Consider the following 23311-nt stretch of genomic DNA (forward strand, 5'->3'; position numbering starts at 1 on the left):
GGCGTCGCGCCCGAAGGCTCTGCCGCATTGCTCCACTCATCGCGCTCGTCCACAGGCCGATCCTACGGTCCCGGACCGACACCTACCGCGACCACCGAGCACGTGCGGATCAATATATGAGACCGGCCCAACACGAGCACCTGCCGACCGCTCTGGTGAAGATCCGCGTGCGGCAAACGAAATGATCGGCACGGCGACCGGATCCGCGGAGCAGTCCTGAACCGCGGTCACCGTGAACTCGTCACGCGCAGTTGTGGCCCGCCACCGATGACCGTGATATCGCCTCGCCGATCCGTCCGGGCCACCGTCGCACCGAGAGCGGACAGGTCTGCGAGAACGGCAGGGTGGGGATGTCCGAACGTATTGCCGATGCCCACGCTGACCAGCACCAGGCGAGGACGCACCGCGTCGAGGAATTCTCTGGTGGTGGTGCGTGATCCGTGGTGCGGCAGTTTGAGGACGTCGGCCTGGATGGGGATTCCGGCGCGCATGAGCGCTCGCTGGCCGTCGGCCTCGATGTCACCGGTGAGCAGAATCCGGCCTGCGGTCGTGCGGGCGGTGACGACGATCGAGCGGTCGTTGGCGTTTTCGGTTTCGGCTCCCCGGACCGGCCGCGGCCCGTTCCTGGACGGCGCGAGCACCTCGAGTTCGACCGAGCCGAAACTCAGGACGTGTCCGGCCGACAATTCCAGCAGCGGCACTTGCGCCCTCTTGGCGACGGCCACGATTCGAGCCGGCCCAGAGACCGGGACGCGCGCGTCGCCGAACGACCCTGCGGCCTGTTCGCTCTCCGGTTCGGCTGCGCCGCAGCTTGTTCGAACCCGGTTGGGTGGGCGCACAAGGCGAATACGGCTGTCTGCCGACACCCCCTGTGATCCTGGCGAACCGATCAGAGGATCGGCGCGGGTGATCAGCGCGTGCCCCTTCCCGGCATCGGCGTGCCCGTCGGCATCCGCGGCCGGCGCGGAACCGCAGCCGCCGTCTGCCGCGGGAGACGGCCGCGCGTGCTCTGGCCGGACAGGCGCCGCAAGCCCGTCGAGTTCGTGGATGCCGACGGCTATCGCGTCGACCGCGCGGCCGTGCAGTGCGCCGGTGAGTCCCCCGATGTGGTCGGCGTGCGGATGGGTGAGGATCAGCAGCGGGACGCGTGAGATACGCAGCCGGTCCAAACAGGTGCGCATCGGGCGCGGGTCGGGTCCTACGTCGATGACGACGGCGGCGCCGGGGCCGACCGCCAAGGCGAGGCCGTCGCCTTGGCCCACGTCGCACGCGGCGAGGACCCAGCCGTCCGGCGGCCAACCCGGGTGCCAGAGTCGCACCGGGACCAGTACCGCCGCGGCACCGAGCGCTACCGCCGCGGCGATGCGTCGCACGGCTCGTACCCGCAACGCCGCGATCGTGACCACCACCAGGACGCCGGCGACCAGCCCGCCCGCCAGACCACCCGGGACCGCGACGGACGCGCCGGGCACCGCGGCCGCGTATCCGGCCACCCGGAGCAACCACCACAGCGGTGGTGCCGCGCAGCGCAGCGCCAAGTCGGCCAGCGGTGCCCACAGACACGCCAGCACCGCACCGCCGGCTCCGATGACGGTGATCGGGGCGACGACCGGGGCCACGAGCACATTCGCGAGCACCGCGACCAGACTGAGCCGCCCGGTGAGCGCGATCATGATCGGAGTGGTGACCACGAACGCCCCCGCGGACACCGCGACTATCTCCGCGGGCATGCGCCACCATCCTCTGGCCCGCAACCAGTCGGCCCAGCTCGGCGCCAGCAGGATCAGGCCGCCCGTCGCGACGACCGACAGCGCGAATCCCGCGTCGACGGCGAGTCCGGGCCACAGGGCCAGCAGCGCGATGATCGCCGCGCACAGCGCGGGTAGCGCCTGTTTCCGGCGACCGGTGAGCACGGCCAGCAGGGTGATCGCGCCCATCGCACCGGCGCGCAGCACACTCGGGTCCGGCCGAGCGACGACGACGAACATGAGCAGCGCCGCGGCGGCGACGGCCGCGGCGGCGCGCGGACCGAGCGTCAGCAGCCGCACCAGAAACAGCACGACCGACAGCAGGATGGTGAAATTCGCCCCGCTCACCACGGTCAGGTGTTGCAGCCCGGCGACCTCGAAGTCGTCGCGCACATCGTCGGACAGCGCGGAGGTGTCACCGACGACGAGCGCGGGCAACAGACCTGCGGCGCCGGGCGGCAGTGCCCGCGCGGCCGACGCCGCGAAATCGGCGCGCACCGAATTCGCGACGCGCTGCCACCCGGGCAGCGGCCCGGCGACGCCGGGCGCTCCCTGCGCGTGGAGCGTCACGACGGTGAGATCGGGTCGGCGCGGCTGATCCACCCGGGCCCGGAATTCGACCGGCCTGCCCGGCGAGAGGTCGGCCCACTCCGGTCCGGTAGCCAGGACGACCACCGCGCCACCGGCTCGTACCGTCCCGCCGCCGCGCCGGTACTCCCGCAGATCCGCCCGTACCACCCATAGCCGCTCGGCCCCGGAAACTGTGGCGCGCAGTGGCTTCGGGTCGTCCTTGGGGGTGACGACCACCCGCAGCGATTGCCCCGTCAGCGCGCGGAGCGGGTGCGTCGCCACTCGATGTTCCCGCCATGCCGCCGCGGCCGCGAACCCCACACCGAGCACCACGGCCGCGAGCGCCACCACCGCTACCGCTCGCCTGCGTTCTCGGCGGTGCGCAATTGCGCACAACAGCAGCACCCACAATCCGATAGCCGAGATCGTCGCCATGGCGGCCAACAGCACCCCGGCCCGCCACCCCGCCGTCAGCGCCAGAATGGTCGCGCCCCAGCAGCACAACGCGGCGGGTAGCAGACGAGCGTCCAGCACCTGCGCGATGCCGGGTTCCTCCGCCGCAACGCCCTCTGTCGAACTCCGGAAAGGCTCGGCGCCGCCCTTCTCCGCACCTCGGACAGCCCCGCCGCCGCCCATCGAGAATCCCGCACGCGACCCCAGCGCCCGGCGAACCGACTCGACCAAGCCGCCCGCGGTCATACCCGCACCAGATCACGCAACCGGGCCAGCCGGGCCGGGCCGATGCCGTCGACCTCGCCGAGCTGCTCGACGGAGGTGAAGCGCCCGTTGCTCGTTCGCCAGCTGACGATGGCGCGGGCGGTGACCGGCCCGACACCGGGAAGGGCATCGAGTTCGGCCTCCGAGGCCGTATTGAGGTCGACCCGGCCCGCCGGGGCCGACGGACGCCCCGTGGTGGCAGCGGACCCGGACGGTGGACGCCCGCCCGCACCGATCGTGCTGCTGCCCTGCTGCGGCGCACCGGCGCTCGGCACGGCCGGACCGACCAGCACCTGGTCGCCGTCCGCCAATCGCTGGGCCAGATTCAGGCCACTGGTGTCCGCGCCGTCGCTCGGGCCGCCCGCCGCGGCGAGGGCGTCGGCGACGCGCGAGCCCTCCGGAAGCCGGACCAGACCGGTGCGCTGAACCAGGCCGACCACGCTGACGACCAGTTCGGTCACCGGCGGGCCGGGGGCGACACGCTCCCGCGGAGTTGCACGACCGTCAGCCGCGCTCGCCGACACAGCCGCACCGGGGGTTTCCAGCGCAACGGTTTGCCGGACCGCCAACGGCGGCACCGAGTGGGCGATCGGGCGCTCGCGGAACACGATCACCCCGGCGATCACCATCGCGGCGAACCCGGCCAACGCCAGCGTGCGCACCCCACGACGGCCCGGATCGATCCGCATGCCCCGGAACCGTTCGGGCACAAGGCGTTGCCGCCGACCCGGCTCCTCCAGCCAGCCAGGAGACCGCACCCGACCGACATCGTCGTCGTCCTCCCGGCCGGGAGCCTGGGCGGCGGGCAGCCGCAAGAGTTCCCACTTTCCCGCTTCGCCCGAACCGTCCTCGGGCCGTGGTTCACCCACCTGCGCAGCGTCGTCGGCGAAGCCGCTTGCGCGTGCCGATCGGCGGCCGTCTTCGCCCTCGGATTCGGGTGCACGAATGTTCACCCCCGTCTCGGCGTTCCGGGAGGCGGGCTTTGCTTCTCCGGACCCGGTAGCGCGTCGAAGGACACGCGGCGTACTGCTCGTCTTCGCTCCGGATTCCGCCGACCGCGACGGACTTTCGCCGGATACGGATGGCCCTGCGACCAGAGCCGACTTCCCCTCACGCGATATGACGGCTCGGCCGGGATCCACGAGCCGCGGCCTATCCGGTTGCCCGGCCTGTCGCCCGAACTCGCTCCTCGGAGATCGTGCCGCCTCCCTCCCGGACGGTCCGCGCTCTGCCGCCCCGGTGCCCACACCGGCCGTCCTGCTCGCGCCGACCCGGACGGTCAGCTCACCCAATCGCCGTCGTACCCGCTCGCGTTCGTCCTGTCCTGACATGGCGGCGACGATAGTGCCGCTGCACGGCGAAGAATTCGGTCCGACCAGGCCTTTCGACGAGCCTGTTGATAACCGCGGCGCTGTGCACAACTCTTCCTCGACCGGTCGGCGACTCGGCCGAACACACCGTGGACTTCGCATAGGGACCTCCCGGACTAGGCGCGCCGAAGCCTTGTCTGAGCGTCCGGACCTGCCCCGAAAGACAGGGCCGACTCCAGATCGGGTATGACACGAGCAGACCCGCTGGATGGTGGATCCGTCACGCCCAGCCTCGAGCGGCGCGGCCCGCCTGCACCACTGCGTTCAGCAGGTAGCCAACCGCTCATGCGGTGGTGAACTGCCGCTCAGCAACGATCAGGAGATCGGCTCAGCCCAGATCTTTCGCGAAGCAGTTCGACAGCGGCAGAACCTCATACGGCGAGAAGATCGCGATCCGCTGGTAGCCGCTGCGTTCGTAGAACCGTACGGCTTCCGGTTGCAGATGCCCGGTTTGCAGGATCAACCGGGGGCGTCCGGCCGTGCGGGCGGCATCTTCGGCGGCGGCGAGCAGCGACGCCGCGGCGCCCGAGCCGCGGTGCGCGGGGCGGACGAACATTCGTTTCACCTCGAGGTCCGCCGCGTTCCACCGCAGCGCGGCGTGGCCCACCGGCCCGTCCGAGTACGCCACGAAGGTGCTGTGCACGGTGGCCGGATCGACGGCGTTCGGGTTGGTGGGCAGCTGCCGCGCCAGGTCGGCGTAGCGCGGACCGACCTCGGCAGCCATCTCCGCGCGCAACGTCACCGCGTCCGGATGTTCCCAGTCGACCGAGGTCACGGTCAGCGGCGGACGAACCGGCGGCCCCGACACACTCATGCCCCGACGCTAACCACGCGTCCGGCGGCCCGCTCGCATTCGAATCACCGAGATTTGTTGTCCCGGCGCCGGTTCGGCAGCGCTCAGTGGCAGCCACCCGGGACGACGAGCACGCCGAGTGCTCCCAATCCGAGGTGCACCGCGAGCGCAGGCCCGAATTCGGCGACGATGAGTTCTCTGATGCCGGGAACGAGTTCACGCAGCTGATCCGCGATGGTATGGGCGGCGTCCTCGGCTCCGAGGTGTTGCACGGCCACCGCGGCGCCGTCCGCACCGGCCGCGTCGACCGCCGCGGCAACGAGTTTCGCGTACGCCTTGGACCGCGTGCGGACCTTCTCGCGCAGCTCCAGCCGCCCTTCGACGAGGTGCAGCAGCGGCTTGGTGACCAGCTCGCTGCCGAAGAACGTCGCCGCCGACGACAGCCTGCCACCGCGGCGCAACTGCTCGGTGCGATTGACCAGGATGAACGTGCGGGCGCGCGCCGAGGCGGCGACCGCCGCGTCGTAGACGACCTCCACCGGCGCCCCGGCCCTGGCCCGCCTCGCGGCTGCCAGCACGGGCAGCCCGGTGGCCAGCCCGGCTCCCAGCGAGTCGACCAGGCGGACCCGGTCGGCGGCGTCCATGTCCCGCACGGCTTGGCGACCGGCCTCCCACGTCCCGGACAGCCGGCGGGAAAGATGCACCGCGACCACGCCGTCGCCGCCGCTGCGTTCCCACGCCTGCTCGTAGACCTCGCGCAACTCCCCGGGCGAGGGGGCCGAGGTAGTCACGGTGTCGGAGGCATAGTCGATGTCGACGGGGTCCACGCCTTCCCGCATCGCCCGGTCGCCGACCAGGACGTGCAGCGGGACGACGGCGATATCCAGTTCGTCGAGGTGTTCGGTAGGGAGACCGGCGGACGAATCGGTGACGACCACGACTGCCACGGACTACCGAACCTCCTGCAGGGTCTTGACCATCGCGTTGGCCACCGCCGTGTGGCCGTCCCAGCCCCAGTGGATGCCGTCCGGGTTCGCCGCACCGGAGAAGATGTTGTCGCGCACCGCTTCACCCAGGTCGACCAGCGGCACCGAGGTCCGCCCCGACCACGCGCGCAATGCCTCGACCGCCCGCGGGCGCCCGGAGTGCACCCGACCATAGGCCGCGCAGTCGTGCACCGACGGCAGCACCGCGACAACGGGCAGCTCGGGGCGCAATTGCGCCAGCGCGGTGCGGGACTGTTCCAGGTAGTCGACGCTTACCTTGGGCGGAAGCGCCACGGGCCTGCCGAGTTTCGACAGCTTCGGCTGCAGCCAGGTGTAGGTGGCGCGAACCGCGCGGCGCAGGGCGGGCGGGCGCACATAGCGGATCAGTTCGCGCAGCGCGGTCGGCAGCGGCGAGGGCAGCGTGTCCATGCCGCCGACGGCGAAGACCACCGCGCCCGCGCGCGGCACCGCCGCCCACACCCGGGGATCGCCGATCAGCGCCCAGTAGGCGTCGCGGCAGGTCCAGCCGATCCGTGCGACCAGCTCGACGTCCCAATCGAGTTCGGCTGCCACCAGATTCGGCCAGATTCGCGGATCGTCGGCGGGCAGTCCGCCTTTGGGCCCGAAATACGAGAGGGAGTCGGCGATCACCAGCAGCACCGGGCGCACGGCTTCCTCCGTTCCGGCGGGCTCGTCACCCGCCACGGATTCCGAAGCGGCGGCGACCGACTCGGTTCGAGCGAGTTCGGCTTCTCCGGAGTCGACAGGTCCGGTCGTCACTGTGGCGGGCTCCACTGCCGCGTCGGGCGGCACGGGCGATACGGCGATCGCGTCGGCTGAAGACCCGTCCGCCGCCGTAGCAACCGATTCATCTCCCACGGACCCGTCCGCCGCAACCGATTCTTCGAGCGCTTCCGCCGAGTCGGCGATCGGTCCCGGGGCGTCGTTCGCGGTGTCGACCGGCGATGTGTCGCCACCCACATGGACCTGCGGCTCCGCCTCGGTGGCGAGGTCCGCGGCGACCTCGGCGGATCCGTCGTCCTCCGCGTCGGATTCCTCGGCCGGGTCGGACGACCCGCCGGATTCCGCGACCGCGCCCGGGGACGCCTCGGGTTCGCGGGGAGACGATGGCGGCCCGCCGAACAACGCGTCCGGCAACTGCCGCTCGGCTTTCGCCGACACCTTACGGAACAGTTCGTCCGGGACCGATCTGATCGGCTCTTCAGAGGACATCCGGTGCTACCTTCGCCAATGCGTTCCACACATCCAGACGCCAGCCGGGCTGTTCGATGCTAGGGCCGTGACTGCTGAGCTGCACCCAGCTGGTGTTGGCCAGTCCTCCGAGGATGGGCCAGTTCTGCGGCGGCAGGTCGAGCAGCGCGGCCGTGAGGGCGGCGATCAGCCCGCCGTGCGCCACCAGGATGATAGTCCGGCCGGGCCAGTCCTGCCGCCCGACCAGCAACTCCTGCACCACCGGCAGCGACCGCGCGCCGACCTCGAGCTTGCTCTCGCCGTTGGGCGGGGTGTACTTCGCGTCCAGCCGCCATGCCATGCGCGCGCCCGGGTAGTCGGCGTCGACCTCCAGGTGGGTCAGGCCCTCCCAGTCGCCGAGGTTGGTCTCCCGCAACCTGACGTCGGGGACGACGGTGAGCCCGGTGTGCTCGGCCAGCGCCGTCGCGGTGTCGAAGGCCCGGCGCAGATCCGAGGAGTGGATGGCGATGGCGTTGCGCGAAACCAGCTCGCGCGCGGCCTCTTTGGCCTGCCTGCGACCGAGTTCGGTGAGATCGGTGTCGATCTGGCCCTGCATGCGGTCGGTGGCGTTCCATTCGGTTTGCCCGTGGCGCAACAGGATCAGGGTGCGCACGCCGGCGTGTCTGCTCACGATCGCGCCTCGTCCTCCGTCGCCGCGGCGCGCGTCTGTGGCGCGGCCCCGGTGATGCCCGCGACCGGCACGACGGGGCAGTCCTTCCACAACCGTTCCAGCGCATAGAAATTGCGCTCGTCGTTGTGCTGGATGTGCACGACCACGTCGACGTAGTCCAGCAGCGCCCAGCGGCCTTCGCGGGTGCCCTCGCGCCGGACCGGCTTGTGCCCGGCCGCGCGCAGCTTCTCCTCGACGTTGTCGACGATGGCGTTGACCTGACGTTCGTTCGGCGCGGACGCGATCACGAAGCAGTCGGTGATCACCAGCTGCTCGGACACGTCGAGCACCACCACGTCGGAGGCCAGCTTCTCGTCGGCGGCCCGCGCGGCCACCTGCGCGATCTCCACCGACTCGACCGACGCGGTCATCCCCGCACCTCGCTGTGCTCGCTCACGCTCAGCTACCTTCCGCTGCTCCGGGCACATACAGGTGCCGCTTCGATATGTACTGCACCACGCCGTCGGGGACGAGGTACCACACCGGCCGGTTCTCGGCGGCGCGGCGACGGCATTCGCTCGACGAGATCGCCAGTGCCGGGATCTCGATCATGGTCACCGCATCGGACGGAAGATCCCGCAGATACTCCGCGAGATGATCGGTGTTCAGCTCGTACCCCGGACGGCTCACCCCGACGAACTTCGCCAGTTCGAACAGTTCCGCCCAATCCTGCCATGTCAGGATGCTGGCCAACGCGTCCGCACCGGTGATGAAGTACAGCTCGGCGCCGGGATGCTGCGATCGCATCTCCCGCAGGGTGTCGACGGTGTAGGTGACCTTGCCGCGGTCGATGTCCGCGCGGCTCACCGAGAACCGGGGATTGGACGCGGTCGCGATGACGGTCATCAGGTACCGATCCTCGGCCGGGCTGACCTGCGCGTGCGATTTCTGCCACGGCTGTCCGGTCGGGACGAAGATCACTTCGTCCAGGTCGAACCGGTGGGCGACCTCGCTGGCGGCGACCAGGTGCCCATGGTGGATGGGGTCAAACGTGCCGCCCATCACACCGAGCTTGCGGACGCGCCGACCTCTCTCGTGCATGACTGCCGAGCTTAACGGGTGGCGTGCGGCCCGCACGGGCCGGTAAGCGAGGCGGGCGCCGAACTGGTGACGCCCGCCCGCACTCCGGCCGCCCGGTTCAGGCGCTGGTCTCCGTGACGCCGCCGATCTCCAGCATCCGGGCCAGCTGATCGCGGGTGTGCGCGAGCTCCTCGGCCGCCTCGGCCGACCGGTCGGCCAGCGCGGCCAATTCGGCGGTCAGCGCCCGCATCGACGGGAGCCAGCGCTCGGGATCGGCTCCACCGGCCACCTGGAGCCAGGCAGCCGACCGCAGGCAGCGCGCCCGCGCCGCCACCTCACCCAGCCGGGCCGACAGCTCGGCCGCCCGGTGATAGGCCGCCACCGCCTCCTGGTCCTGCCCGCAGTACTCAAGCGCGGTGGCGGCCGACCAGGCGAGGTCGGCGTGCAGGTCGGTGCGCTCCGGAACGTGCTCGACCAGCCGCGCCCCTTCGAGGAACTGGTGCGCGGCCTCGCGGTGCCGGTCCAGCGCGAGCAGGGACCGGCCGAACTGCGCGCGGACCGCCGCCAGTTCACCGGACGGATACGGCAGGGCGCCGCTGACCAATGCCTGCTCGAACAGGGCGACCGCCTCGCCGTGGCGCTCGGCGCGATGGAACGCGCGCGCGGCCACCACGGTGTGGTGCAGCACGTCCGGTTCGGACAGCCCTTCCCAGCGTGCGGCGGCGCGCACCGCGGCGTCGGCCAAATCGAGCTCGCGGTCCGGCTGACCGGCCACGGCGATGACCAGCTGCGCACCCAGCCGGGCGGCTTCCTCGCCGGTCAATACCGGCGTACCGAGCGCCAGCGCTTCGCGCAGATACGCTTCCGCCTCCTCGGGCATATCGGCCAGCCGAGCGGCGCCGAGTTCGGACAGCCTGCGCACCTCCGCGGCCCGGTCGCCGGAGAAGTCGTCGGCTGCCGCGACCGCGTCCGGACCGCTTCCGGTGCGGGGCAGGGCGCTGCGCACACCGAGCGGCAACCGGTCGAGCAGTGGCGGGGCGGCGAGCCGCGCGGCGGTGCGCAGACTCACCGCGCTGTTGCCGTTGCGGGCGTCGTAGCGCGCGCACAGCGCGCCGATCTCGACCTCGAGGTCCGCGCGCACCGATTCGACCGTCCCGTCCGCCAGGGGAAGCTCGCCCAGCCGCAGCGTGACCAACCTGCGCAACAACACGCACGCGCCGGTCGCGAACGCGAGCCGCGCGCCCGCGTCGGCGCCGGGATCGGTGAGCCAGCTCGCGTGTTCGGCGAGGATCTCCAACCCGCGCGCCTCGTTGCCGGTCAGCGCGCAGAATTCCACGTGCAGCGCCACCGAGGGACGCAGGTCCTCGGTGTGCCGGACCAAGGGATACCCGGTCAGGTGTGCGCCGCGCGCGGCGGCGACGCGACCGGTGCGCACCATCGGGAGCAGTGCCGCGGCCAGCACGCGGTGCGGTTCTTCGGCGCAGGTGCGCTCGCCGTCGAGGACCGGTCGCCAGTGCGCCAGCCCGGCTTCGTCCTCGCCCAGGTACACGCTCGTCACGCCCCATTCGCTGCGCTCACAGGCCTCGCAGTCGGACATGCTGTCGCGTGCGGCGGCCATCGCCGCCGCCAGCCACGTGGCGGCCGCCGCGGTGTCACCGATCTTGCGGGCGAGTTCGGAGCGCAGCGCCAGCACCGGGCGCAGACTGTAGCCGCGCTGCCGATAACGGCTCTCCAGCTCGCCGAACCAGCGGTCGATCGTGGCCAACGGGATCGACGGGTTGTCGATCATCCCCCAGGTCATCCATTTCAGGTACCAGTGCACCGAATACGTCATCGATCCCAGTTCGGCGGGGTGATCGTCGTAGATGCGCAGCAACCTGCCATAGGCGACGGGCACCAGATCGCGTTCGCCCGCATAGGTGTAGGACTTCGCCAGCTCCAGCAGCACCCTGCCTTCGAGCGCGCGGTCCGAGCCCGCTTTGGCGGCCGCTGCCAGGGTTTCCAAACGCTCGGTCCGCGTTCGGCCGTGCGGCAGGCCGCAAACCTGCGACAGCGTCGCGCCGATCTCGGTGGCGTCCATGCTCACTCCGTCTCTTCGCCGCGGCCCGCGGCGCGTTGTGTGGCCCAGCCGAGGAATTCGCCGAAAGCGCGGTTGAGCAATGCCGTATCGGCCGCGCTGAGCGGACGATGCGTCATCAGCAGGGCTTGCCCGTACAGCGATTCCACGGCCGTCTTCAGCAAGCCCGGGTCGCCGATGCGGGCCAGTCTGCGCACGATCGGGCTGTGGTGGTTGAGCACGAGCTGCGCCCGCGGCGTGGCGACGGCCAGGGCGCCCAGGATCTCGGTCCACAGTTCGTCGGCACCCTCGGCGGTCTGCGCCCTGGCGCGTTCGTTACGGGCGGCGCGGCCGTCGAGGTAGAGCGCGGGCACCGAGACCGGATGGAAAGCGCGCAGGATCACGTCGCAGGACAAGGAGTCGAGCGTGGTGCGCGCCACCGCGAGCACCGGGGCCAGCGCCAGTTCCTCTCCGGGGTCGACCGGGTCGAGCGCCGCGGTGATCGCGTCGGCGTCCAGTTCCACCACCTCGACGCCGGCCAGCAGCCGGGGCAGCTGCGCGACCAGCTCGCGGTCGTAGGCGTAGCCGCCGTTGACCACGCCGATCCCCTGCGCGGCGGCGGTCGCGGCCACCTGACGGAATTCCTCCACCGTCGCGGTCACCCGCACGGTCCGGTGAGCGCGGGCGAACTCGGTGAGCGGCACCCGGCCGTCGGTGGTCTCGAAGTGCAGGTGCGGCAACATGATCCGCAGCAGGTCGAGAGAATGCGAGGCCAGGGCCTTCACTCCGAGGGCGTGCACGGACAGGAACGCGGCCAGCCGCTGCGGCTGTTCGGCGGCGATCTCGGTGATCCAGTCCCGGATCCGGTCGCCGAGCACTTCCCGGACCACGGCGAGCCGCTCGTCCTCGTAGAGCCCTTCCCGCGACGCGGTGGGACGCAGCATGTCGGTGTCGATCACACAGCGCACGAAGAACGCCCAGTCCGGCAGCACGCCGCGCACCGCGTCGCCCAGCAGCATCCCTTTGAGGTACACCCGATGCGCACTGCTCTCGGACGGATTCCCCGGTTGGGACAGCACGTACGCCACGCCGCTGACTCCGGCCGGACCGGCATCGAGGTCGATCACGTCGAGCGGGGGAAAGCCCAGCGTCCGGTGACCGTACGCGAGCAACGCGGCCCTGCGCTCGCCCGGTGTCGGATACCCGCGACGCCAGACCGGAACGCCTTCGGTGACCGTCGTCACGACACCGTCCGCCTCCACCGTCACCTCATAGGGCAGCAGCGACCCGAACTCGCGCGCCAGATCGATCACCCGCTCGGGCTGGAACCACGCCTGCGCTCCCCGGCGCGGAGCGAGCCACACCATGGTGCCCGGCTCCGGGTGTTCCCCCGGGTCGAGCGAACGCACCGAGTACGTGCCGTCGGCGGCGGCCAGCCACTCGACGGGCGGTGCGGTCGGGTCGGTGGCCGATCTGCTGACCACCCGGATGGTCTCGGCGACGGTGAAACAAGCCAGCAGTCCGATCCCGAACTGCCCGAGGAACTCGCGTCGTGCGCCTTCGATGTCGTCGCGCTTGGCGGAACGGCCGATGGTGGCGAGGAACCGGTGGACGTCGGCCTCGGTCAAGCCGACACCGGGATCGCTGAGCCGCAGGCCGGACCCGTCCACGGTGAGCCGGATCGCAGTGGGCGCCCCCGGGTCTTGCAAGGTGCGCGCGGTGACCGCGTCGACGGCATTCTGCAACAGCTCGCGTAGATAGACCCGCGGGCTCGAGTAGAGGTGATGCGAGAGCAGATCGACTATCCCGCGCAGGTCGACCTGGAACGAATAGTTGTTGTGCGCCGCCGCCGGATCGTGCGGCGTTCTGTTCACCATGGCTGCCGATCTTGTCGGCACCCGCCAAAGGTTCCCTTAAGGAAGGCTTTCGCCTCAGGTGGGGCGCTTGGATTTCGGCAGTTTGCCCACGACGGCGTCGTAGGAGAGATCGACCAGCTCGTACAGTTCGTTATCCGGGACGGCGCCTGCGAGCTGGACGACGTTCCAGCCGTACCGCCCGATGTAGGCCGACGCCGCCACGTCGTCCGGGTACACCCGGACCAGTTCGTCGGCCTCCTCGCGGGACCGTCCGCATTTGAGGCCGACCGATGTGGCGCCGAGGAAAGCAAAGATCTTGTCGCCGACCTTTGCGACTACGTCGCCCTCCCACGGCTCGTCCTGCCAGGCGCCCGGCTTGGCCAGGCAGTAGCTCAGCAGAGCGGCGTCGTCCATGCTCGTCTCCTACACCGGAAGCAGCCGGGACACGACCGCGGTGAGCTGTTTCGCCGAGCGGCATTCGTGCATTTCGATGACATCGCGGTACTTGTCCGCGGCGGAATCGCCGGAGCCCCACTGGTCCTGCCGTTCCGGATTGAGCCAGTGCGCGTGCTTGGCGACTTCGACCAGCGACCGGAGGGTGGCCAGTCGCGGGTCGCGGTAGTTCGTGCGGGCGTCGCCGAGGATCAGCAGCGACGTGCGGCTGGTGACAGCATCCGGGAAGTCCCTGGCGAATCCGGCCAGCGCGTGGCCGTAGTCGGAGTGCCCGTCCGGGCCCGTGACGTCGGCCTCGGTGAAAATCCTGGTCATCGCCTCTTCGAGCTGGGTGTGCGGATCGAAGAACCGGGTCACCTCATCGACCTGATCGACGAACGCGAAGATCCGTACCCGGGAGAACTGCTCGCGCAGCGCGCTCACCAGCAGCAGCGTGAAGTTGCTGAAACCGGCCACCGAGCCGGAGACGTCGCACAGCAGCACCAGATCCGGGCGGCCGGGACGCGGCTTACGGTTCACCAGATCGATCGGCACCCCGCCGGTCGACATGGATTTGCGCAGGGTGCGGCGCAAGTCGATTTCGCCGCGGCGGGCGTGCCTGCGTCGCGCGGCCAGGCGCGCGGCCAGGATGCGGGCCAGTCGCTGGACACCGCGTTTGAGCTCGGCGAGTTCGGCCTGGGACGCACGAAGGAAGTCGACCTCTTCGGCCTGCCGGGCGACGCTGTAGCTCGCCACCCGCTCGCGGCCGAATCGTTCGGCGGCCCGCCTCCTGGTCTCCGCCTCGACGGAGGCCGTGAAACCGGCGATCCGCTGCCGCGCCGCGCGGCGGGCGACCTCCATGTCGAAATCGCTGGTGTCGGGCCCGAGGGACAGTCCGGCCAGAATTTTCGCCAGCAGCGTTTGCGGCTGCACCTCTTTCAGCGTTTTGTACGCCGAGAACGACGAGCCGCCCGCGGATTGATAGCGGCCGAGCCGCTCGACCAGTTGCGCGGCCAGCGCCTCCAGCTGCTGGGTCGCCGCCTCCTGCGTGAGCAGTTCGGCGAGTAGCTCGCGCAGCGCCGGGATGTCGACGTCACCGGTGGGCGTGCGAGGGATCTCGATCTCGTCCTCGGTCGCCGTGCGTTCTCCGAGCGCGACCGGGAACCACAGGTCGAACAGCCCGTCGTAGATCGCGCGGTGGGTGGTGCGCCGCAGCAGGGCGCAGGCCAAACCCTCACGCAGGACCTCGCGGTCCATCAGGTCGAGCACGGTCATCACGCGGCCCGCGTCCACCGTCTCCGAAGGCCCGACCGGTATCCCGCGCGCTCGCAGCGCCTCCACGAAGCCGACCAGATGCCCGGGCAGCCCGTGCGGCGCGCTCAGCGGTGCGGCATCCGGGGGGACCGATCCCGCCGACATGGCTCAGGCCAGCTTCAGTTCGGCCAGCGCGCGCTGATGGTCGCTCTGGTGTTTGAGCACGACACCGAGGGTGGCGCGCACGGTGGTGTCGTCCAGGTCGCGCAGGCCGAGAGCGAGCAGTGTGCGGCCCCAGTCGATCGATTCCGCGACCGAGGGCAGCTTCTTCAACTGCATGCCGCGCAGCACGTGCACGATCCGCACCAGCTGCGCGGCGACCGCGGCGGACAGCTCGGGCACCCGGCTGGCCAGGATGCGCCGCTCCAGCTCCTCGTCCGGGAAGTCCAGGTGCAGGTAGAGGCAGCGGCGCTTGAGCGCCTCGGACAGCTCGCGGGTGGCGTTCGAGGTGAGCACGACGAACGGCTTGCGGCTGGCGGTGATGGTGCCCAGTTCCGGCACGGTCACCGCGAAATCACTGAGCACCTCGAGCAGCAGACCCTCGATCTCGACGTCGGCCTTGTCGGTCTCGTCGATCAGCAAGACCGTGGGATCGGTGCGCCGGATCGCGGTCAGCAGCGGGCGCGACAACAAAAACTCTTCGGTGAAGACGTCGGCCTTCGTCTCCTGCCAGTCGTTCTCGCTGGAAGCCTGGATGCGCAGGATCTGCTTGGCGTGGTTCCACTCGTACAGCGCGCGGGCCTCGTCGACGCCCTCGTAGCACTGCAATCGCACCAGCTCGGCGCCCGAGGTCTGCGCGACCGCGCGCGCGAGTTCGGTCTTGCCCACCCCGGCCGGTCCCTCGATGAGCAGCGGCTTGCCCAACCGGTCGGCGAGGAACACCGAAGTGGCGGTGGCCTTGTCCGCCAGGTAGCCCGTGCTCGCCAATCGCTCGATCACGTCTTCCACCGACGAGAAGACCGGTTCCTGAACCGTATTGTCCGACACCACCGAGCACCTTCCTTCCAGACCACTCCCCACGCTACGGCAGCGCGGCGCCCGCGCCGACTCGGCGGCGGTCGCGACCGCCGCCCGCGCGGGTCAGACCGGCCGAACCTGGCCTTCGCCCCAGACGATCCACTTCGTGGAGGTCAGTTCCGGCAGGGCCATCGGGCCGCGCGCGTGCAGCTTCTGGGTGGAGATGCCGATCTCGGCGCCGAAGCCGAACTGCTCGCCGTCGGTGAACGCGGTGGAGGCGTTCACCATCACGGCGGCGGCGTCGACGCGGCTGGTGAACTCGCGCGCCGCGGCGAGGTCGCCGGTGACGATGGCCTCGGTGTGGCCGGTGCCCCAGGTGTTGATGTGCTCTACCGCCGCGTCCAGGCCGTCGACCACTTTGAGCGCGATATCCAGGGTGAGGTACTCCTCGCCCCAGTCCGCGTCGGTGGCCGGGACCTGGCCGGGCAGGTCGCCGTGGATGGTCACGCCGTGCTTCTCCAGCGCCTCGGTCAGCCGCGGCAGCGCGGTGTCGGCGAGCGCGGCGTCGATCAGGACGGTCTCGGCCGCGTTGCACACGCTGGGACGGCGGGTCTTGGCGTTGATCAGGATCTGCTCGGCCATGTCCAGATCCGCGGCGGCGTGCACGTAGACGTGGCAGTTGCCGGTGCCGGTCTCGATGGTGGGCACCCGGGCGTCGCGGACGACCGCGTTGATCAACCCGGCGCCACCGCGCGGAATGACCACGTCGACCAAGCCGCGGGCCTGGATCAGATGGGTGACGCTGGAGCGGTCCTCGCTGGGCAGCAGTTGCACGGCATCGGCCGGGATGCCCTGCGCGGCAAGCGATTCACGCAGCACGACGACGAGCGCGGCATTGGACCGGGCGGCCGAGGACGAGCCGCGCAGCAGGGCGGCGTTACCGGACTTGAGCGCGAGACCGAACGCGTCGACGGTGACGTTGGGCCGGGCCTCGTACACCATGCCGACCACGCCGAGCGGGACGCGCACCTGCTTGATCTCCAGGCCGTTCGGCAGGGTCGAGCCGCGCACCACCACACCGACCGGGTCGGGCAGTCCGGCCACCTGCCGCAATCCGGACGCGATGCCGTCGATGCGGGCCTTGGTCAGCCGCAGGCGATCCAGCAGCGACTCCTCGGTGCCCGCCGCCTGCGCCGCGGCGATGTCCTCGGCGTTGGCGGCGAGGATCCGGTCGGCGGCGGTCAGCAGCGCGTCGGCGGCGGTGTGCAGGGCGTCGTTCTTCTGCGCGGTCGTCAGCTGGGCCAGCACCCGCGACGCTACCCTCGCCTTGCGCGCGGCCTCGTGCACCACCTCACGAACATCCGGCTGGGCGGTCGTTCCTACCGTCATGCACTACAGCCTACGCACCCGGTCCGGCGCCGATCCCACCCGCTGGACGGCTCGGTGACGCCGTGCGGGTGCGTGCGCGAGGCAAGTCCGGCGACTACCGTCCGGCGGTATGACGGCCGAATCGGACGCTCCCGCGATCGTGGTGCTCGGCAGCATCAACATGGACTTGGTGACCACGACCGGAGGCAGGCCCGAGCCCGGGGAAACAGTGCTGGGCACCGGCTTCGCCATGGTGCCGGGCGGGAAAGGGGCCAATCAAGCCGTCGCGGCGCAGCGCGCGGGTGGCGAGGTGCGTTTTCTCGGAGCGATCGGCACCGACGTCTTCGCCGCCGAGCTGCGCAGGACGCTCACCGATGCCGCGGTGTCCACCGACCGGCTGCGCACAGTCGCCGGGCCGAGCGGCGTCGCCACGATCGTGGTCGACGGCGACGGCGAGAACAGCATCATCGTCGTCGGCGGCGCCAACGCGCGGATGACCGGCCTGACCGAGCACGACCTGACGGCCATCGCGGCAGCCGACATCCTGTTGTGCCAGTTGGAGATTCCGGTCGACACGGTGGCCGCCGCGGCGCACCACGCCAGGGCCAACGGCACGACGGTCGTGCTGAACCCCTCGCCGGTCCGCCGGCTGCCCGCCGAGCTGTGGGCCGATGTCGATGTGGCCGTGGTGAATTCGGGCGAGGCCGAGCGATTGGGCGCCGACCTCGATCCGGTTGCGCACCTGGTGGTCACCCGTGGCGCGGCGGGCGCGGACTATCGCGGACCCGCCGGTGCGCGCCTGTCGCGGCCCAGCCCCCAAGTGGACGTCGTGGACACCACCGGGGCGGGCGACGCTTTCACCGGCGCGCTGGCGGCGGCCTGGCATCGGGGTCCGGAATGGGCTCTGACCTGGGCCTGCGCTGCCGGAGCGCTGGCGACGACCAGGCTGGGCGCCAGCAGTTCGATCCCCACCCGCGAAGAGATCACCGCCGCGCTGGCCGCCGAGTAGCGTCGCGCGCGCCGACCCGGCTGCCGGTGCGTCCGAGCCGATATCGTGGGGGCATGGCCACCACGCCGGATCGCATTCCCGCCGACGGCGACACCGCCCTGGTCGGCAAACTGGACGCGGCCATGGTCGCGCTGAGCTTCGTGGACAACGCGGGCATCACGCGGGTGAAGGCGGTGCCCAAGCAACGGCTGGACCTCGCGTCCTGGTACGGCGTCGGCGTGTCCCCGTGCTTCGAGACCTTCGCCTTCGACGACCTGATGGCGGTCGGGCGCTATCTCGGTGGCCCCGACGGGGATCTGCGGCTGATCCCCGATCTGACCATGCTGACCGAACTGGCCTGCCAGCCCGGCTGGGCGTGGGCGCCAACCGACAAGTACACCCAGGACGGCACCCGCTTCGCCGCCTGCCAGCGCCACTTCGCGGCGCGCCAGGCCGAGGCGGCGCAGGCGGCGGGGCTGGGGTTGTCCATGGCATTCGAGACCGAGTGGTCCGTGGGCCGGGCCGACGACACCGACGGCTTCACCCCCGCGATCCACGGCCCCGCCTACGGCATGGTGCGGCTCGGCCAGGTCGCCGAGTACGCCGCGGACCTGGTCGCGGTGCTGGAACGGCAGGGCATCACCGTCAACCAGTTCCACCCGGAATACGCGCTCGGCCAACTGGAATTGTCGATCGAGCCGTCCGAGCCGGTCACCGCCGCGGACGAGGCCGTGCTGGTCCGGCACACGATCCGTCAGGTGAGCGCGCGGCACGGCTGGCGCGCACTGCTGGCGCCGTGCATCGAACCCGGCGGCACCGGCTCCGGAGCGCATCTGCACCTGTCGGTGCACGACGAGCAAGGGCCGCTGTTCGCCCACGGTGACGGTCCGCACGGGATGCGCCGGACCGGCGAGGCGTTCCTCGCCGGGATACTGCGGGAACTCCCCGCGCTGGTCGCGGTCGGCGCGGGCAATCCGGTGAGCTTCCTGCGGCTGGCGCCCTCGCGCTGGGCCGGTGTGTGGCAGTGCTGGGGTCGCGAGACCAGAGAGGCCGCGCTGCGCTTCATCACCGGCGTGCGCGGCACCGAGGGCTGGGCGGCCAACGCCGAGATCAAGTGCTTCGACGCGACCGGGAATCCGTACCTGATCGTCGGCTCGGTGCTCGCGGCCGGACTCGCCGGGGTGGCCGAACAGCTGCGCCTGCCCACCGAAATCACCGGGGACCCGGTGACTTTCGACGCCGAAGCGCTCATGATGTCGGGTGTGCGCCGACTGCCGACCACACCGACCGAAGCCGCCGATCAGCTCGCCGCGTCCCGGGTGCTCGCCGCGGCGATGGGCGCCGAGCTGCACGACGCGCTGCTCACCGTGCGGCGCGCGGAAGCCGAGCGGTATGCCGAGGCGAGCGCCGAAGAGCTCGTCGCGCTGACGCGTTGGCGGTTCTGACCGTGCTCACCGACGGTGTTCCGCTCACCGACCACCACTGTCACGGCGTCACCACCGAGGGGCTCGACCGTCCCGGCTTCGAGCGCTTGCTCGGCGAAGGCGCCCACGGAAGTTTCGATTCCGCGCTCGGGCTCGCGGTGCGCCGGTGGTGCGCCCCGGCGCTCGACCTGCCCGCCCAGGTGAGCCCGGACGTCTACCTCCGTCATCGCGCCCGGCTCGGTGCGCGCGAGGTGGCCGCGCGGCTGCTGCGCGCGACCGGCGTGACCAGGTGGTTCCTGGACACCGGGATCGGCGGCGGCACAGCCGATTTCGCCGGCCTGGTGGACGGCGAGGTGCGTGAGATCGTCCGGCTGGAGGAAGTGGCCGAGCGAGTCGTGGCGCAAGTCGGCGCGGTGTCCGGGGTCTACGAGCGGATCGAGGCCGAGCTGCGGGCGCGAGCCGCCCATGCCGTGGGGCTGAAGACGATCGTCGCCTATCGGTGCGGTCTGGATTTCCCGCTGCGCGATCATCCGCCGACCAGTTTCGCGCCCGAGCACCGGCTCACCGATCCGCAGGTACTCGGCTGGCTGGTGGGCCTCGGCGCGCGGATCGGCGCCGAGTTCGGCATCCCCTTGCAGTTCCACACCGGGTTCGGCGACCCCGATCTGCGCCTGCGGCGCGGCGACCCGGCGCTGCTCACCGACTTCCTGCGCCGGACCGCGGGCACCGGCCTCTCGGTATCGCTGCTGCACTGCTGGCCCTTCCATCGCCACGCCGCCTACCTCGCGCACGTCTTCGACCACGTCCATCTGGATCTCGGGCTCACCATCCCGTATGTGGGACAGCGCGCGGGCGCCGTGCTCGCCGAGACGCTGGAACTCGCCCCGTTCCGGTCGCTGCTCTACGCCTCGGACGGTTACGGGCTTCCGGAGCTGCACTATCTCGGCGCCCTGCTCTGGCGGCGCGGGCTCGGCAAGCTGATCGATGAGTGGATCGCCGACGACGCGATCACCACCGCCGACGCCGAAGGCCTGGTCGGCGCCATCGCCCACGGCAATGCCGAGCGCGTCTACCGCGCTCGCCTCGCCCCGGCCACCCACTGACATCCGGGCATTCCGACCGGTTCGATATTGGGGTGCGCCGGGTGCGCTCGGTCCCTACCGTTGGAGACGAAGACCGACGAAAGGATCGAGACCATGTTTCCCGTCGAGCTGCGCGGCACCAAGGCGCAGACGCTCATGTGGGCCCCCGAGCACGAGGTCGAGCAGGCCGCGCTCCAGCAGCTGCGCAATATCGCCGCGCTGAAATGGGTCCACGGCGTCCGCGTGATGCCGGACGTGCACCTCGGCAAGGGGGCCACGGTCGGCTCGGTGATCGCGATGAAGGACGCGGTGTCGCCCGCCGCGGTGGGCGTGGACATCGGCTGCGGCATGGAGAGCGTACGCACCGACCTCACCGCCGCCGATCTCCCCGACAACCTGCGTTCGCTGCGGTCGCGGATCGAGGCGGCGGTGCCGGTCGGCTTCCAGGCCCACCGCGACGCCGTCGACGTCACCCGGCTCGGCGCACAGGTGGCCGGGCTCGGCGCGAGCACCGCCACACTGCGCGCGGGCTGGGACCGCTTCTGGGGATCGTTCGGCGCGCTGGACGACCGGGTACAGGCACGAGAGTCCAAGGCGCACAAGCAGATGGGCACGCTCGGCGGCGGTAACCACTTCATCGAGGTCTGCCTGGACCAGGACGACCGGGTGTGGATCCTGCTGCATTCCGGCAGCCGCAACATCGGCAAGGAACTCGCCGAGCGGCACATGGCGATCGCGCGGACGCTGCCGCACAACGTCGACCTGCCCGACCGCGACCTGGCGGTCTTCGTCTCCGGCACGCCGGAGATGGACGCCTACCGGCGTGACCTCACCTGGGCCCAGGAGTACGCGGCGCGCAACCGCGCGGTGATGCTGGCCCTGGTCTGCCGTGCGGTGAGTGCCGAGTTCGCGACGCGGGGCGTGCGTTTCGAGCAGCCGATCAGCTGCCACCACAATTATGTGGCGGAGGAGATCATCGACGGCGTGCCGATGCTGGTCACCCGCAAGGGCGCCGTGCGGGCGGGAGCGGGCGATCTCGCGCTGATTCCCGGCTCGATGGGAACCCGCTCGTATGTGGTGCGCGGAAAGGGGAATCCGGCGTCGTTCCAGTCCGCCTCGCACGGCGCGGGGCGGCGGATGAGCCGCAACGCGGCCAAGAAGCAGTTCACCGTGGCCGATCTCATCGCGCAGACCGAGGGCGTCGAGTCGCGCAAGGACGCGGGCGTGGTGGACGAGATCCCGGCGGCGTACAAGGACATCGACGAGGTCATCGAGGCACAGCGGGACCTGGTCGACGTGGTCGCGACGTTGCGCCAGGTGCTCTGCGTCAAGGGCTGACCGCCGCGTAGCGGGCTTCGCGCCGGGCGAGTCGCGCTCGCCCGGCGCCGCGTCGCGCTCCGGGTCGCCACGAGGTGAGCGACGAACTCGGCTCCCCGGTGAGCAGACAAGTCGAGCGTCAGTGCCCAGCCGACTCGGTTACTGCGGCCCGGTCCGGCGCTTGTGCCATCGGCCACCAGGGAGTGCGGCGAGCTGCACCGACGCCGACGCGCCCGCACCTGTCGACGTGGATCTGCCGACGACTTCCTCGATATCATCGGATATGCCCTCGTGGCCCTCGTTCTTCTCGACTCCTCCGGACTCCGACCCGGCGGCAGGCCCGCCGGAGATCCCCGGCGTGCGGCGGTCGGAGGTGATCGCCCGCGGCGTGCGTTTCCATGTCACCGAGGCGGGCCCGGTGGACGGACGTCCGGTGCTGGCGCTGCACGGCTGGCCCGAGCATCACTACGCCTACCGGCATCTGCTCGCCGATCCACCGGAAGGACTGCGGATCATCGCGCCCGACCTGCCCGGTTACGGCTGGTCGGGTCCCGCGCCGCACCGGTGGGCCAAGGAGGACATCGCCTCCGACCTGCTCGCGCTGCTGGATGCGCTCGGCCTGGAGCGCGTACTGCTCGTGGGCCACGACTGGGGCGGCTACATCGCCCACCTGCTCGTGTTGCGCAAGCCGGAGCGATTCGATGCCCTGCTGGCGCTCAACATCGCCCACCCGTGGCAGACGGCGCGCGGCTTCCTCCCGCACGCGTGGCGGTTCCTGGTCTACCAACCGGCCGTCGCGTCGTTCGGCGACTACCTGCACCGGCGTACCCGCTTCCTGGAGCAGTTCGTCTTCGCCGGCGCCGTCCGTAATCGCGAGGAATTCGGCCCCGAGGTGACCCGGGCGTACGCGGACCGTTTCCGCGACCCCGTCTGTGCCCGCACCGCGACCGACACCTATCGCACCTTCCTGCTGCGCGAAGTACCCCGGTCGGCCGGACACGGCGAACGACGCCGGGCGACGGTTCCGATCCGCGCCCTGTTCGGTGTCCAGGACGCGGCGATCCATCCGTCGCTCGCGGCCGAGGAGACCGCCCGCGCCGACGACTACCGCCTGGAACTGGTCGAGAACTGCGGCCACTTCATCGCCGAGGAGCGTCCGGACCTGGTCCGCGCCCGGCTGGTCGCGCTGGCGGCGGAGACCGCGCGACCCGGCTGAGCACGACCGTCGTCCTGGCTGCGCGATCAGCCCCAGGCGCGCCACTCGAACGTCACACCGGCCGCTTATCGGGGTTGCTCGCGCGTACCCCCGCTCCCGGTCGGCGTGACCGCCTCACCCCTGGCTCCGGCTCGGTGTTCACCCGGCAGGTGGGCGATCGGAAGTGACGCCGCGCT

Annotated in this window: 19 protein-coding genes; 5 read left to right on the top strand and 14 right to left on the bottom strand. The window is 71.0% G+C overall.

The features are described from left to right. Window positions 1-227 precede the first annotated feature (227 nt). From LTT66_RS04260 to LTT66_RS04325, 14 genes are all read right to left on the bottom strand, one after another. On the bottom strand, window positions 228-3017 hold the full coding sequence (locus LTT66_RS04260) for a ComEC/Rec2 family competence protein (protein ID WP_233063985.1): 2790 nt from the start codon (window positions 3015-3017) through the stop codon (window positions 228-230). Then, window positions 3014-3904 carry a ComEA family DNA-binding protein gene (locus tag LTT66_RS04265; RefSeq protein WP_233063988.1) on the bottom strand — a complete coding sequence of 297 codons (891 nt, stop codon included), beginning with the start codon at window positions 3902-3904 and terminating at the stop codon, window positions 3014-3016. The genes LTT66_RS04260 and LTT66_RS04265 overlap by 4 nt, the downstream gene beginning before the upstream one ends. 829 nt (window positions 3905-4733) lie before the next feature. Then, complete coding sequence (locus LTT66_RS04270) at window positions 4734-5219, bottom strand: GNAT family N-acetyltransferase (protein WP_233063991.1); 486 nt, start codon at window positions 5217-5219, stop codon at window positions 4734-4736. An 83-nt stretch (window positions 5220-5302) separates the two neighbouring features. Beyond that, window positions 5303-6145: a DegV family protein gene (locus tag LTT66_RS04275; protein WP_233063993.1), complete on the bottom strand. Its 843-nt coding sequence runs from the start codon at window positions 6143-6145 to the stop codon at window positions 5303-5305. 3 nt (window positions 6146-6148) lie between these two features. Then, complete coding sequence (gene octT / locus LTT66_RS37200; RefSeq protein ID WP_195065687.1) at window positions 6149-6889, bottom strand: diglucosylglycerate octanoyltransferase; 741 nt, start codon at window positions 6887-6889, stop codon at window positions 6149-6151. Between the two features lie 517 nt (window positions 6890-7406). Further along, window positions 7407-8069: a histidine phosphatase family protein gene (locus tag LTT66_RS04285; RefSeq protein ID WP_043688837.1), complete on the bottom strand. Its 663-nt coding sequence runs from the start codon at window positions 8067-8069 to the stop codon at window positions 7407-7409. Further along, window positions 8063-8476, bottom strand: coding sequence for a ribosome silencing factor (gene rsfS / locus LTT66_RS04290; protein WP_043688699.1), 414 nt, complete (start codon window positions 8474-8476; stop codon window positions 8063-8065). Before rsfS ends, LTT66_RS04285 begins: the two co-directional genes overlap by 7 nt. Window positions 8477-8504: 28 nt before the next feature. Beyond that, window positions 8505-9146 carry a nicotinate-nucleotide adenylyltransferase gene (gene nadD, locus LTT66_RS04295; RefSeq protein ID WP_233063998.1) on the bottom strand — a complete coding sequence of 214 codons (642 nt, stop codon included), beginning with the start codon at window positions 9144-9146 and terminating at the stop codon, window positions 8505-8507. 97 nt (window positions 9147-9243) lie between these two features. After that, complete coding sequence (locus LTT66_RS04300; RefSeq protein WP_233064000.1) at window positions 9244-11205, bottom strand: hypothetical protein; 1962 nt, start codon at window positions 11203-11205, stop codon at window positions 9244-9246. A 2-nt stretch (window positions 11206-11207) separates the two neighbouring features. Next, entirely contained in the window at window positions 11208-13058 is a 1851-nt protein-coding gene (locus LTT66_RS04305; RefSeq protein ID WP_233064009.1) for an HSP90 family protein, read from the bottom strand. 54 nt (window positions 13059-13112) lie between these two features. Next, window positions 13113-13451 carry an MmcQ/YjbR family DNA-binding protein gene (locus LTT66_RS04310; protein WP_233064011.1) on the bottom strand — a complete coding sequence of 113 codons (339 nt, stop codon included), beginning with the start codon at window positions 13449-13451 and terminating at the stop codon, window positions 13113-13115. 9 nt (window positions 13452-13460) lie between these two features. Next, window positions 13461-14888 (bottom strand): vWA domain-containing protein, encoded by a 1428-nt coding sequence (locus LTT66_RS04315; protein ID WP_233064013.1) that lies wholly within the window; start codon window positions 14886-14888, stop codon window positions 13461-13463. 3 nt (window positions 14889-14891) lie between these two features. Next, entirely contained in the window at window positions 14892-15770 is an 879-nt protein-coding gene (locus LTT66_RS04320) for an AAA family ATPase (protein WP_233064020.1), read from the bottom strand. Window positions 15771-15863: 93 nt separating this feature from the next. Further along, window positions 15864-17129, bottom strand: coding sequence for a glutamate-5-semialdehyde dehydrogenase (locus LTT66_RS04325; RefSeq protein WP_233064024.1), 1266 nt, complete (start codon window positions 17127-17129; stop codon window positions 15864-15866). A gap of 109 nt (window positions 17130-17238) precedes the next feature. Here LTT66_RS04325 and LTT66_RS04330 point away from each other — a divergent pair, with 109 nt between their 5' ends. From LTT66_RS04330 to LTT66_RS04350, 5 genes are all read left to right on the top strand, one after another. Beyond that, complete coding sequence (locus LTT66_RS04330) at window positions 17239-18117, top strand: ribokinase (RefSeq protein ID WP_233064025.1); 879 nt, start codon at window positions 17239-17241, stop codon at window positions 18115-18117. A 53-nt stretch (window positions 18118-18170) separates the two neighbouring features. Beyond that, window positions 18171-19541, top strand: a complete 1371-nt coding sequence (locus LTT66_RS04335) for a type I glutamate--ammonia ligase (protein WP_233064033.1) — start codon at window positions 18171-18173, stop codon at window positions 19539-19541. Beyond that, a complete protein-coding gene (locus LTT66_RS04340) occupies window positions 19529-20623 on the top strand; it encodes an amidohydrolase family protein (RefSeq protein WP_233064035.1) in 1095 nt (364 codons plus the stop codon). Before LTT66_RS04335 ends, LTT66_RS04340 begins: the two co-directional genes overlap by 13 nt. 93 nt (window positions 20624-20716) lie before the next feature. Next, window positions 20717-21940: an RtcB family protein gene (locus LTT66_RS04345; protein WP_233064037.1), complete on the top strand. Its 1224-nt coding sequence runs from the start codon at window positions 20717-20719 to the stop codon at window positions 21938-21940. A gap of 262 nt (window positions 21941-22202) precedes the next feature. Then, a complete protein-coding gene (locus LTT66_RS04350) occupies window positions 22203-23135 on the top strand; it encodes an alpha/beta fold hydrolase (RefSeq protein WP_233064039.1) in 933 nt (310 codons plus the stop codon). Window positions 23136-23311: the final 176 nt, after the last annotated feature.

It is taken from the genome of Nocardia gipuzkoensis, from assembly GCF_021183645.1.
Taxonomy (GTDB): domain Bacteria; phylum Actinomycetota; class Actinomycetes; order Mycobacteriales; family Mycobacteriaceae; genus Nocardia; species Nocardia abscessus.